This window comes from Vagococcus vulneris, assembly GCF_003950515.1.
Lineage (GTDB): Bacteria > Bacillota > Bacilli > Lactobacillales > Vagococcaceae > Vagococcus > Vagococcus vulneris.
This window is the reverse complement of sequence record NZ_NGJS01000028.1, coordinates 1-12,903: the sequence shown is the minus strand read 5'-3', so window position 1 is coordinate 12,903 and position 12,903 is coordinate 1. Positions and strand designations below refer to the sequence as shown.

Genomic DNA, 12,903 nt, shown 5'->3' with positions numbered 1-12,903 from the left:
CAGGTCGAGTGCTAGGTGAAGTGAATGTCACTTATACTAACGGTCAATCTATGACGGTTGGGTATTTCTATTTCGTGATGCAACCAAGCTATATAAATGGCGGTCTTAAAATAGAACAACAAGTCTACGTCGAACAATTTGAAGATTTAGCTAATATGATTAAGAATCAGTCAGGTAAAATTGATGAAGATGTTGTGGTTATGATTGGTAAGTTGGGAGATATCAGTCAGCAAATTAAAGACAATGATATTGTTACAAAGCCGGAGTTTAAAGATACGACAGGTGATTTAGGAATTTTTCGTCAGTACGACAAAGAAATAATGGAAAAGATGAAAAATGAGTTTGAAGAAAGAGGGGTTAATGCGAGGTGGTTTGGAGTAATTCCTGATTCTGATGTAACACAGACCTTAAATAATGCATTAAGAAATGGAGATATAACATTACCTCCTGGAAACTATCAGGCTACTAAAATACATATACCAAACAATTCTAATTTACTAGGAATTGGCAAACCTATTATTAATTTATCGTTAGACAAAGATCCTGTATTAGCCGGTATAGGCAGCTTTTCTTCAGTTATAAATTTTCATTTCAAGTCTACTGAAAAAGACTTAGAGTGGAGTAGATTTGATGTTTCAAATAGAAGGAATGTTAAAATAAAAAGATGTAATTTTGAAGGGTTTCTTCATAATTCGACAAGTCAACCAAACTCGTGGGGCATTTATTTAGATAAATCAAAGCAAATTGAAATTAAAGATTGTGGCTTTGCAGAAAATGGGCTTTCAGACATTGCAATAGTCGGCGGGTGTGAAAATATAATTATTGATAAATGTTTTAATATCAAAGATTTTAATCATGGTATTAGTATAGACATAGAACCAAATGAAAAAGAAGAAGTTACTCGTAACGTTAAAATATCAAATATGACTATTTCAGAATTAACCATTTGGGAAAATAATTTCACGTATGACGGAACGGAAAATATACTAGTTGAGAATTGCTTAATTAAAGACTTTGTTTACAATGGTGGCAATATTGAATTTAAAAACTGTAAAATTGAACATATAACGACTCAAAAAACACAAGACAAAAAAATTTATCAGGGTGGCAAAGTAATTTTTAATAATTCTATAAACGTAGGAAACGAATTGCTAAAATCGACAAAAATAACTGACTTTAGCTTAACTAAGAAAACTTTCTGGAGTCAAAATTATATTTCAGGGCCTTTAAAAGATAGTCTAGTCAGAATAAAACAAGGAAATATATTTTTAACAAAAATAGGGAATAATAGTATAAAAGCCGCTAATACAATTAAGGCTATGTTTATTAACGACGAATATGAATTTCCAGTAGAAGAAGGTGACCAATTTATTTTTAGTATAAAAGGCTATGGAAACGTTGTATCTGATAGTGCATTCAAAGGTTGTTTTCTAACTGTTTCTTTTCAAGATTTATCGAAAAAAAGTATCAAACAGTCTACATTTAAGACAACTACAACACCAAATGTAGGGCAAAGTGATTATAATACATTTAATGCTCTGATAACAGTTGATGATCCTAACATAAAATTTATAAGAATTATTTTATCAAACGGTGGGGAATATTCTAATGGGGAAGTTTACATTGAAAACGTTTCATTTAGAAAACTATTTGAAAAAGGATTAAACTCTAAAATAAACGTTAACGATACTTTAATCAGCTTCAATCCAGCACAGGATAGCTTAAACTTTTTTAAAGGCGAACAATTTAGATTCTTAAACCCAGCAGACTACATCGGCGTAGTGTATACTGCTGATAACGTTTGGAAAAAATATGGTAAAATTGAATAATTGAGTATAACTAATGATATAATAAGCTATCAATCGTTGGAGGAGATAGAATGTGTATGTTTTAATGTTTATTTTTGCTGGCCTTTGCTACAGCCAGCCTATTTTTTATCCTGTCTTTACGGGATTAGCATTGATATTTTTTACTAGGAAATTTTTAAAATTAAAAGCAGAAAAAATAGACTTAGATGTTAGATTTTTAATATTAATGTCTTATGCTTTACCGTTTTCTTGGAGAAGTTTGATTGGTAGCAACTATGGCTCATTTCCATTATCTTGGTTTATTATTTTTGGAATATGTTACTTAGTATCAATAATGTTGATTAATAATAAAATAATTTATAAAAAAAATATTTTTTTGTTAATCATGTCATTTATCACTATCATACTTAGCTTTGTACCTTTATTATATTCGTCGAAAATATTTTTTAGCCAGGCAATAACACAATTCATAGTTCTGACATTTAACAATGTATTAATATTTGCAAGTATATTTAGGTATAACACTTTGAAAAATCAAACGGTGGCTTTGGTAAAAAGAGGGTATATAACTGGCGCTGTTCTAACGAGCATTATGTTAATATTACAATTTTCAATTTTCAAAATGACTGGATTTGAATTTGGAGCAGTCAATTTCTTGCTAAATAGAGAATTATTTTATTTTCTTTTTACCGATATTTCACACGGAACTTTATATCTTGCTACTGCTGCATTTTGGATATTATATGATACAAAAAACAAAAAAGGAAATACAAAAAATTATATATTATTCATCTTAATTGCATTAGCAAGTGCGATTACTTCTGCTAGAACAGGATTATTCGTTTTATTTGTTTTTTCATTCATGTTTATATTAATCGGTCAAAGAGGGTTATTAAGAAAGTTTATGACTCTCGTGACATTTGGTGTTGGTGGATACTTAGCATTTCAATTGCTCCAAAGCGTACGGGATTTGTCAACTATATCGGATGTTACCAGTGGTTCAGGAAGGCTGCTAGGATATGAGTTTTCTTTACAACTTCTAAAACAAGCCCCTATGTTAGGGTATGGTTACAGTCAAAACTATCTAGCTTTTCTATTGGGTCAACCTATCCCACATTTGTCTATACTTCAATATGCTTTACATGGAGGAATGCTATTTTCACTTATTCTATTCTTAAATCAATTCTTAATCTGGATAGATGCGGTTCAGAAAAAAACAGTATTTTCTTGGTTAATTGCTATCGTATTAGTGGGTACATGTTTGATACCAGATTTGTTTGCAACGCGATTCATTACATTGATTTGTATTCTTTCAATATCAAGTCAAAAATTTAATAAAGAGACACTAATTAATAAATAACATTAATTTAACAACTACCTAACCAGTAGTTGTTTTTATTTTGCCCTGAAAGGTGGCGATGCCTCTAAAATATACTGTTTTAAGGAAGGGGGGGATTAAATGTTAAAGATTGAATATGCAGTCCTGTTTGGGTTCATCGGGATGTTTGCAACAATTATTGGACTATGGAAAGCATTAAAAAAAGATACGTCAGAAGAAACGGCAACAATGACAACTTTTAAATCTGATATAAAAAATATCGGTGATAACGTCAAAACAATTGCTAATGATACTAAAGAAATTCGTGTTGAAAATAGAGAAATTCGTGATCGCTTAGTGCGAGTTGAAACGATTAATGAACAGACACAAGCGCGACTAAAAAAACTAGAGAGAAATTGAAGGAGTGATGTATATGAACGGATTACAAGATGCAGTGATTAACTTGTTAGCTATATTAATTACAGGAGCAGTAACGGTGTTGAGTGCTAAGGCAACAGCCTATTTTAAACAGAAAGGCATGTTGGACTTACTTAAAACTAAGCAAGACACAGTCAAAATTGCAGTCAATGCTGCCGAACAAATCTACAAAGTGGAAGATGGACAAGTTCGATACGACAAAGCTAAAAAACGAGCTGTTCAGATGTTAAACGAGCAACTGATTCCGATTACTGACATTGAATTAGACAGTTTAATTGAAGCAGCTGTTATTGGAATGAAACAAGGATATGAACAAAATAGATAACGAGTAGTCCTCGAACTGAGGGCTATTTTTTTATTAAATTTTAGGAGGAATGAATTATGAGTAAATTAATTGGATATGACGTATCGAATCATCAAGCAGGACTTAAACTAAGCACATTACAATCAGACTGTTTTATCTTTAAAGCAACTGAAGGAACATTTTTTGTCGATAAAACATGTGATAGCTTTGTACAACAAGCGAAAGCGTTAAACAAACCATATGGTGTTTATCACTTTTTAGATGGCTCTGATGTCATTGCGCAAGCTGATTTCTTCGTTAAAAATATCAAAGGATATGTTGGCGAAGCAGTATTAATTTTGGATTATGAAATGTACGGTCGACAAGGTGCTGCACAAGCTAAACGATTCTGTGATAGAGTTTTTGATAAAACAGGTGTCCGTTGCTGGCTTTATATGAATGAATCAGATTGTAATTCAGATAATTGGAAAGCCCTAGCTAATGATTACGCGTTTTGGATTGCTAAGTATTCAAGTAATGCTCCTAGCGTTCATGATTATCTAAACGTTATCGGGTGGCAATTCACATCTACACCGTTAGATAAAAATGAATTTTATATGGATACTGGAACATGGAATAAGTATGCTTCTAACGGTACTAAAAAGCCTGTCAAACGTGAAACACCACAGGGACCATGGATGTCTGAAAACAAGCGTGTAACTGTTAACGTTGATAAGAATGCTAATATATACAGTGGTTTTGACTGGAAATTTCGTCAAAAAGCTAGCGATTTAGGTCGTCGACAACTAAACGTGACCGGGAAATACGAGCACGAAAATGGTCAGACATACTATTCGTTGTACAACGATAAAGGTCAGTGGGAAGGCTATATTAATAGTGGATATGCAAAAGAAGTACCTAAGAACCATTTAAACGACTACACTAATCCTGAAGGTAAGTGGTTCAAGGAAAATAAACGAGTTATGATTAATGATCCAGAAGCTAATATTTACAGTGGCTTTGATTGGAAAACATGGTACAAAGGTAAAGATGCGTGTGGTGAACAGTTCAAAGTTAAAGGTAAGTACGACCACATGAACGGTTACACTTACTATTCTTTATACGACGATAAAGACAAATGGCGTGGATATATTAACTCCGGGTATACGTCAGAATTGAAATAGAGTAATCAAAAAGCCTAGTCCTTAATCGGATTAGGCTTATTTTTTGTGCTATTTTAAATAAACACGTTCGTAGGTAAACAGTTTATACGGTATATTGTCTTGATCATATACCTTTGAATTAAATTTAAAATATACATCTTTTCCGTTTCTAGTATGCCGTTTAGGTACTTTATAGTAGTCAGTGTTGTTTTTATCCATTAACTCAACAATCTCATTAACGACTACAAATAGTGGAACTGAAGTATTGATATATGCATTATAATCTTTCCACCATTGTTCCATTGACGGGTCCTGATGCTTGAATTGGGCAATCATACCGCAAACTCTCTCTCAAAACTCGATGGATTTCTAAGCGCCATCTTTTCAACGACTAACTGATTTCTACTATTATAATGTCCAAACACAGCTACCTCACTCTTACCATCTTCCAGGAACATCAATCGATTTCCTAAACTTCTGTCATGAACAATACAATTTACTACAATATCATTATCAATAATTGAGAATCGAACAAGCATATCAGGAAATGACGACAACAACTTTATTTTATCTACAGTACCAGTCAGATTTCTACGCATATTCCTCACCTCGTATAATTTTAAGTTAATTATACGAATGTATGTTCGGTTTGTAAAGTAAAATAAAAAGAATCGCTGCACAGAGAGCGATTCTAAGGCCTTTAAATGTTTAATTGTGGGTGATTATCTAGTTAATCTTATCAAGAATATCTTGCCTGTCATTATATAGTTGAGTATGTTCTGCTAGATAATCTTCAAGAATACTACTAGATTTGCCGTGTATACCGTTATATAGGGGCACCATTAGGTTTGCATAATGTTCGTAGAAAGAAATAGAAAATGTCTCATTATCACAAATGATTTCTTTAATAACTGGGAACCTCTTATAGTCGCCTATCTCTTTGCATTCTAAATCTAAATTTGGATAAAATGAAATTAGATTTTTTTGTATATCATTTTTGGAAACATCGAGAAGTTTAGATAATTTTGAAATAGATACTTCTACACAAAGACTATTACTATAAGATATTAATATAGTTAAAATCACACACAAGACATCGAGTTGAATTTGAGTAGATTCTTCCAATATTCTATAAATATTTTTTTCATATTCTCTATTTATTACTTCTGAACTTAAATCTAAAAATACATCACCTCTATGTTGTAGGGTTTCGCTTTTATTGTTATTCATATTGGCGTCTTTTCGATAAAAAGTATAAGCAAGTATTGTCATGACTTCTTGGTCGGATAATAAAGGTTCATCATTGTTGCCTAACATTTGATTGGTTAAAATAAAGCCAATTTCTTCAGCGTTCCAAACCATTGTATCTTCTATTAGTAAAGCTTCTTTCTCTGATAAATCTCGAAATAATATTTTTGAATTACAACCTTTTCTAGTCGCGATGCGATCATGGGCAGAATTTCTACCTATTTGCAAATGCCTATCTCCTCTACCTTTACCAATATAAAATAAAGTCCCATCGTCTGTGTAGTGTCCGTAAACGTAATAATCGTACATACTCAATTCCTCCTTAAATATAAAGTTAACATTAACATTGTAATCAACATTAACATTAACACCAATGTTAATGTTTTAAAAAAATAAGGAGCGATAACTCCTTATATAAAGCTATTTTTTATTTGCAATCTTTTCAATCCATAGTTTGTTTTCAATCAAGAATCTCTTTAGAATTTCAGTAGTAAATTTACTTTTACCGCCATTTGCTTTACCTATTTTTTTACCATAATAATCTAATAAGTTATTAACGTCCTTATCTATATATAACTGAACTCTTTGTTTTTCAGGTTCAACATTTTCTTTTAGTTCAGTTACTATATCAGTTTCAGCTTCTTTGCTTTTTTCGGAAGTATCGTTATCAGCAACATTTTCTTTAACATCATCTTTAACATCATCTTTAACATCAACATTATCATTAATGTTTTCTTGTATCAGCGTATCGACAATATTGTCCACTGAAAAGCCATCTGTTTTATTACCTCTAGCCAATATATCCCAACTCCTTCGCTAAGTCGATATAAATCTTTTTATACTGATTAATTGTTTTTAAATTATCATCAGTTAAAGTAATTGGCAATTTATAGCGTCCAACTGATTCAGCGTATTTAATGCTTTCAGGTATCATTGTTTCTGTAAACTTAATGTGGTTTTGCTCGCATAATGCACGTCCTGATTGCAAGAACGCTTCATGAGTTAATACTTTTCTAACTTTAACAGGAATTACTGCTTTAATATTTAATTCTTTGTTAGTTCGTTTAAAGTTATTTATTGCTTTAATTGATTTAACCATACTTCTAAAAGCGTAAACTTCTGGTTGGTATGGTATTAAAATATCTTCAGCACAATTAAAGACATTAGCAGATATCATTCCCATCGCAGGCGGAGTATCTATCAAAATGAAATCATAGTTTTCTTTTATTTCGTCTAAAGGGTTCTTCAATAAATTTAGTGGATCAGGATATTTATCCTTGTTAGTTAAAACGTCCATTTCAATAAATGCCATATCGTCATTTGAAACTACCAGGTCTAAACCCTCACTAACATTTACAATAGAATCTTTAATGTCAGCAGTACCCATCATAACGTCATAAATAGTATTTTCAATCTCATCGGGATTTATTCCAAAAGTTACTGCTACGTTTCCTTGATTATCTAAATCGATAATTAGTACCTTTTTACCCCGACTAGAAAACACGCCGGCAAGGTTGGTAGTGATAGAAGTTTTTAAAGCACCACCTTTATTCGTGGTTACAGCTAAAATTTTTGTCATTTATTTTTACCACCTTTTTATTTGAATTGTTCACTGTAATTATACATAACACCAAGATTGGTGTCAATGTTAATGTTAATGTTTATATCGTATAAACCCAAATTTCATAAGAAACAGCTTTTTAAAGCTTATAAAAACACTAATGTTAATGTCAATGTTAATGTTGGTGTTAACTATAACATTAATGCCTATAAACGTTGATTTATCAGTGTTTATAGCAAATAAAAGTATTGTAAAAAATCATTATTAATGATATGTTTTAATTAATTAAATACAAAAAAAGAGCCACCGACGGCAATCGGTGACCCCACATAGTTTTTCTCATTAAATACATTATACTATGTATTGCTCTTTTTTTAAAGTGTAGAAGCCAAACTGCATGCATTTAATTATGCGATCAAATAGAAAGGTTAAGCATTAGCCGCCGCAATAACTAATGCTAGTGGAGTTAATAGGGTTGTCTTGTCCTCTATTCCATGAATGGTGATAGCTACCGATTTGAAAGGCTAGGGTGGTAATGCGGACTGAAAGGTCAGTAGTCATATTCAATGCTCTTAGGGCGTATTTTAAGAGGGAATATGGTGTATAATAATACCAACAGATAGGACATGTGAACAGGCTCCAGCTGTAAGCTGACGATAGACACATGTTGTACGCTAATTGATGAACTTTTTTGTTTGTCAGACTAGGGTACAACTATGCTCACTCACCTAAACTGCTTCGCTTCTGATAGCAAATCGGATAACACATAACAATAGGTTTTATAAAATATTTAAATATAAAGGAGAAAAAAATGGTAGAAATGCGTTGTATGGATAGTAAAGAATTAGAGGATACAATTAGTATGTTTGTTCAATTTTGTGATTTATTAAAGAATTCTTCGTCTGAATTAGTTACAAAGCAATTGGAACGTATGTTATCTCATACTTGGAATGAAATTGGATGTAATGGTACTCATCCATTTATTAATCCATTAAAAGCTTCTGTTGCTGCTGAACGTAGATTAAAAGATTTAAGAGAAATTGCAGAAATTGAAAATATTGAAAAGTTACGTCCGTTATTTCAAATTCCTCGCGAGGATCAGGTAAAGTCTTTAGAAAAAAACGGATTAGGAGATCCTAAGAGAACTCATAAAAAAGAAGAAGATGATAAAGATAAACCTAATTTTCATTGGGAACATGCAGTGACTAGAGGAACTTTTGTAAAAAAAATTAAAGAAATGTCTAGTTGTAATGATTATGACCATAAAAGAGAAGTTATATCTAATTTGGTAAAATCTCATCAAATTATTTGGATTACAAGAGAAGAAAACGAAAGATTAACTAGTAAGGGTTATGAGACTAATAGAAAAGAAGAAAAAGGAGGTTGGAAAAAAGCATATGAAGATTGTGATATTTTTGTAGATTAATAACATATTTATTATATTATTACTATTTTTTTCACAAGTTTAATAAAAAAAGAAACGCTGTTAAATTAGCGTTTCTAAATCGTAATGCACCTAGACCAATTTGAAATCACAATATCGGCAGTGAGAGAGCATGGTAACGCTGATACTTTTCTTAATCTGCATTATGTAAACCTTAAATTAAAATAACAAAAAACCACCCGAATAATGAGTGGTTAATCTATTATTTATTTAAATTTTCAACAGCGTAATTTGCTTCTTCTGGAGTAAATTTTTCACCAGCCTCGGAAGTAAGTTGATCTCGAATTGCTTCAGGTGACATACTCATTGTGTCTTGGTAGGTTTTAGCTTTCTCTAACGCATTCTTGTTGTAGTCTGCTTTTAAATTATCTACAGCATACTGAGCAGCTTCTGGAGTAAATTTTTCACCAGCTTCAGAAGTAAGTTGATTGTAAATTGCAGCTTTAGACATGTGCATCATAGATGAATAAGTTTCTGCTTTTTTTAATGCTGATTTATACTCAACAGGAGTATCATCTTTTTTAGTTTTGGCAGGTTCATTTTTTTCTGCCGGTTTAGAACTTTCTTGTGGTTTGCTTTCACTAGTTTCTTTAGCAACGCTTTCAGATGAAGATGAGCTAGTTTTTACAATTGTATTTTTAGTTTTTGCTTCTTCCTTTTCTTTACCTTGACTACCGATTGCGCCAATTAAAACAATTGCCACAATTACCCACACCCACCACTTTTTGTAAAACGGCTTCTTTTCTAGTGCTTTTTTATCACTAGACGTTCTTTTCCTTTTTTTACTCATAATTAAAACACTCCTTTTCGCGTTATTATATCATAAGGAGTGTTATTTTTATATATAATTTAATAGACTTTGTTCCACGTAATATTCTAATCTATTCGATATTTTGAAATATTCCATAAACCTAACAACATTGAATTGTTCTTTATCGATATCAAACTCATGTAGATATATCTCAATTAGTATTTCTATTGCAACTTGATTAGCTTCTCGTTCTAATTTATTTCTGCTGCTATCAGTAGCGGTATAGTAATCGTAGTAATTATCGTGTTCTTTCAAACAGTGTGCCAGTTCATGAGATATTTCAAACGCAGCGTTACCACTCTCTAGCAATTTACAGTTGATAAATATTGTTTTAACCTTTGCTAAATAAATACCACTTCGCTTCATTTCCACAAACTCTAAGTTAAGCCCCATTTCATTTACCTTATTAATTAATCGGTAACTTATATCATCCATGTAATCACTCACTTCAATTTACTTATTGTCAGTCGCTCTTTTAGCTTTCAATACTGATAACAGGAATTCCATTTCTTCGTCTGTTACAGGCTCACCATCAAAAGCAAATGCTCCGTATTGTTCTGCTAGAGAGCTACTATCTTCACGACCAAGTAAGTAATCAACTGATACATCAAAGTAGTCCGCAACTTTTTGAAGCATATCAGCTTTTGGGCTGCTTTTTTTCCATGAGTAGAAATAATTTTCGCTAAATCCCAATTCTAGTGCGACTTCTTTAACATTTTTTCCTCTTTTTTCAGATAACTCTTTTACTCTATCAAATAGCATTTGAAATTCCTCTTTCAGAGCACACTAAAAAATAATTACAAAACTTTATACTTTTTCGTTGACTTAGGTATAAAACTTTGTTATTCTTTGAGTGTAGCAAATATATTTACAAAAAAACATTACTTAATTTATATTTCAACTTGGCGGGAGAAATGTATGTTTATTAAGTACGCTTTGTATACACTTATTGTATAAAACTTTATACTTTTAGTCAATGTTTTTTGTAAAAATTATTTACTTTTATACAAGGGGGGGTGATTTTGTGCAAAATGATTTAAAAACTCAAGTTTTAGTAGCTTTAGTTTTAAGAGGGAAAACTCAAACATGGCTAGCAGAAGAACTAGATATGAATCAAGGGTATCTATCGAGAATACTTAACGGAAAAGATAAGCCAGAAAAGCAAATAAACAGAATCAAAGAAAAATTAGGAATCAAAATTGAACAGGAGGCATAGCATGAACGAACTAACATTGTCTTCTGACTTAAATCAGATTGAGTTGGAAATTAACTATCACAAGCAGATAGCTGGTCAATCAATTTGGGAAATCGGCAGACGTTTAAACCATGTTAAAGAAAACGATTTGGTTCATGGGGAGTTTATTAAGTGGCTAAACAAAATAGGCATGGATAGGTATGAAGCTACAAGATTTATGAAAGTTGCTAATGAGATACCGAATGTGGACACGTTCACACATTTAGGGAACAAAGCCCTTTACCTAATCGCAACTTTACCCGAAGAACAAAAACAAGAACAACTAATCAAAGCTGAACAAGGTGATCCGTCAACTGTCCGTGAATTGCAAGAACTCAAAAGACAACTCAAAAAGAAAGACGAGCAGATAACCAGTCAAGCCGACGCTATCGAACAACTAACAAATCGTAAGCCAGAAGTCAGAGAAATCGAGATTGAGAAGATACCTGATGATTATAACTATCTTAAATCTAAGTCTAAAGATTATGAGTTTCAAAAACAGCAAAATAACGAGCTTAGAGACGAGATAAAACAGCTTGAAGAAAGTTATAGGGATTTACTTCAAAAACGTTCAGAAGTGGACGAGAAGTCGGTTAAATACGAACAGCTATCGCAAGCTATTAATCAAGCTGAAGGTAGATTGAATGCTACTCAAAAACTGGTTTCTGATTACAAGCATTTATCAGATTTACTGAAGAAGTCAAACGAGTTTCTAGCACAGGCAGGAAGTTTAGTCTACATGGATTTATCAGAAGTCATCAGTCGAGATAATTTAGCAAAACAGGAACTGAATTTCTTGATTGAACGTTTAGATAAATTTTTATCAGATTTAAGTAGCATTAACAAAAATACTATTATCGAGGGAGAGATTATCAATGATTGAAAATAATGAATTAGTAACATTGCAGCAGCAATTAGAAACACAGCTTGTCATGGTTAAGGAAATGCAAGGAATTAAAGAAGATATGGTTACTATGCGTGATGAAGTTAAACAAGACGTTCAAGAATTACGTGACAGTATCACATTAACACGCAGCGAGGGCGGAGCTATTCAATCTTTGGTTGGCACAAAGGCATGGCAATTAACCGGCGAATTATTCGGAAAGCCTGTATCAGATGATTTATTTCTAGCTAAAACTGGTCATTTACGTGGCATTATCTACAAGCGATTAAAAGAAACGTTCAATGTACCACGTTATTACGACATCAGACGAGTTGATTTTGTAAATGCACAGAAAGTCATTGAAATGGTTAGTCTAAATAACTTGCAACCATATCAACTACGTTTAACAGCACGTCAAATGGAAATTGCAGAAATGAACGGCGATGACATCGCATAGGAGGGAAGACATGGAGAAGGAAATTAAACAAATATCACTAAGTTTAAAAGGAATAGAAGAAAGCCTTAGAGCTTTGGCAGAAGATACTAAGGCTAAAAAAGAATTAGATATTGAAATAATGAATAAATTAAACGAATTCGAATCATCATTAATTGATTTAAAGAACGATCCTTTTGGATTAAATAAAAGGGATTAAACCTTTTATTTTAGCAACATAATCAATGACAGAATCAACTTTGTCTTTGAATTGCGACT

General features: G+C 32.1%; 18 protein-coding genes. 10 read left to right on the top strand and 8 right to left on the bottom strand.

Going from position 1 to position 12,903, the window contains the following annotated elements:
• The 5 genes from CBF37_RS11140 to CBF37_RS11120 all read left to right on the top strand — a co-directional run.
• Nucleotides 1-1,829 (top strand): hypothetical protein (locus CBF37_RS11140; RefSeq protein WP_206168067.1); only part of this gene is annotated, 1,829 nt, incomplete at its 5' end.
• 52 nt (nt 1,830-1,881) lie between these two features.
• Entirely contained in the window at nt 1,882-3,168 is a 1,287-nt protein-coding gene (locus CBF37_RS11135; protein ID WP_125984827.1) for a hypothetical protein, read from the top strand.
• Between the two features lie 99 nt (nt 3,169-3,267).
• Complete coding sequence (locus CBF37_RS11130) at nt 3,268-3,546, top strand: hypothetical protein (protein ID WP_125984826.1); 279 nt, start codon at nt 3,268-3,270, stop codon at nt 3,544-3,546.
• Nucleotides 3,547-3,559: 13 nt separating this feature from the next.
• Entirely contained in the window at nt 3,560-3,889 is a 330-nt protein-coding gene (locus tag CBF37_RS11125; protein ID WP_165866714.1) for a phage holin, LLH family, read from the top strand.
• Between the two features lie 56 nt (nt 3,890-3,945).
• A complete protein-coding gene (locus CBF37_RS11120) occupies nt 3,946-5,031 on the top strand; it encodes a GH25 family lysozyme (RefSeq protein WP_125984824.1) in 1,086 nt (361 codons plus the stop codon).
• Between the two features lie 48 nt (nt 5,032-5,079).
• Here the strand turns inward: CBF37_RS11120 and CBF37_RS11115 are convergent, their stop codons facing one another.
• The 5 genes from CBF37_RS11115 to CBF37_RS11095 form a co-directional block, all read right to left on the bottom strand.
• Entirely contained in the window at nt 5,080-5,346 is a 267-nt protein-coding gene (locus CBF37_RS11115) for a DUF5960 family protein (protein ID WP_125984823.1), read from the bottom strand.
• On the bottom strand, nt 5,343-5,609 hold the full coding sequence (locus CBF37_RS11110) for a hypothetical protein (RefSeq protein ID WP_125983049.1): 267 nt from the start codon (nt 5,607-5,609) through the stop codon (nt 5,343-5,345). Before CBF37_RS11110 ends, CBF37_RS11115 begins: the two co-directional genes overlap by 4 nt.
• Nucleotides 5,610-5,736: 127 nt before the next feature.
• Entirely contained in the window at nt 5,737-6,567 is an 831-nt protein-coding gene (locus CBF37_RS11105) for a GIY-YIG nuclease family protein (RefSeq protein WP_125984822.1), read from the bottom strand.
• A 111-nt stretch (nt 6,568-6,678) separates the two neighbouring features.
• Nucleotides 6,679-7,056, bottom strand: coding sequence for a hypothetical protein (locus CBF37_RS11100; protein WP_125984821.1), 378 nt, complete (start codon nt 7,054-7,056; stop codon nt 6,679-6,681).
• Nucleotides 7,049-7,837 (bottom strand): ParA family protein, encoded by a 789-nt coding sequence (locus CBF37_RS11095; protein ID WP_125984820.1) that lies wholly within the window; start codon nt 7,835-7,837, stop codon nt 7,049-7,051. The genes CBF37_RS11100 and CBF37_RS11095 overlap by 8 nt, the downstream gene beginning before the upstream one ends.
• A 793-nt stretch (nt 7,838-8,630) precedes the next feature.
• On the opposite strand from CBF37_RS11095, the gene CBF37_RS11090 reads away from it, so the two are divergent.
• Nucleotides 8,631-9,245 carry a hypothetical protein gene (locus CBF37_RS11090; protein WP_125984819.1) on the top strand — a complete coding sequence of 205 codons (615 nt, stop codon included), beginning with the start codon at nt 8,631-8,633 and terminating at the stop codon, nt 9,243-9,245.
• Nucleotides 9,246-9,465: 220 nt separating this feature from the next.
• Here CBF37_RS11090 and CBF37_RS11085 read toward each other — a convergent pair whose 3' ends face one another.
• The 3 genes from CBF37_RS11085 to CBF37_RS11075 all read right to left on the bottom strand — a co-directional run bounded on the left by CBF37_RS11085 (nt 9,466) and on the right by CBF37_RS11075 (nt 10,836).
• Nucleotides 9,466-10,053, bottom strand: a complete 588-nt coding sequence (locus CBF37_RS11085) for an Ltp family lipoprotein (RefSeq protein WP_125984818.1) — start codon at nt 10,051-10,053, stop codon at nt 9,466-9,468.
• Nucleotides 10,054-10,101: 48 nt separating this feature from the next.
• Nucleotides 10,102-10,440, bottom strand: a complete 339-nt coding sequence (locus CBF37_RS11080) for an ImmA/IrrE family metallo-endopeptidase (protein ID WP_240626715.1) — start codon at nt 10,438-10,440, stop codon at nt 10,102-10,104.
• 87 nt (nt 10,441-10,527) lie between these two features.
• Nucleotides 10,528-10,836, bottom strand: coding sequence for a helix-turn-helix domain-containing protein (locus tag CBF37_RS11075; protein WP_125984816.1), 309 nt, complete (start codon nt 10,834-10,836; stop codon nt 10,528-10,530).
• Between the two features lie 262 nt (nt 10,837-11,098).
• Between CBF37_RS11075 and CBF37_RS11070 the strand changes: the two genes are divergently transcribed.
• The 4 genes from CBF37_RS11070 to CBF37_RS11055 are packed head-to-tail and all read left to right on the top strand — an operon-like array spanning nt 11,099 to nt 12,844.
• The gene (locus CBF37_RS11070) at nt 11,099-11,290 is read left to right on the top strand and encodes a helix-turn-helix domain-containing protein (RefSeq protein WP_125984815.1); all 192 of its coding nucleotides are present in this window, start codon (nt 11,099-11,101) and stop codon (nt 11,288-11,290) included.
• A gap of 1 nt (nt 11,291) precedes the next feature.
• On the top strand, nt 11,292-12,191 hold the full coding sequence (locus CBF37_RS11065) for a DUF3102 domain-containing protein (protein ID WP_125984814.1): 900 nt from the start codon (nt 11,292-11,294) through the stop codon (nt 12,189-12,191).
• On the top strand, nt 12,184-12,648 hold the full coding sequence (locus CBF37_RS11060; protein ID WP_125984813.1) for an ORF6C domain-containing protein: 465 nt from the start codon (nt 12,184-12,186) through the stop codon (nt 12,646-12,648). Before CBF37_RS11065 ends, CBF37_RS11060 begins: the two co-directional genes overlap by 8 nt.
• 10 nt (nt 12,649-12,658) lie before the next feature.
• Nucleotides 12,659-12,844 carry a hypothetical protein gene (locus CBF37_RS11055; protein ID WP_125984812.1) on the top strand — a complete coding sequence of 62 codons (186 nt, stop codon included), beginning with the start codon at nt 12,659-12,661 and terminating at the stop codon, nt 12,842-12,844.
• Nucleotides 12,845-12,903 lie beyond the last annotated feature (59 nt).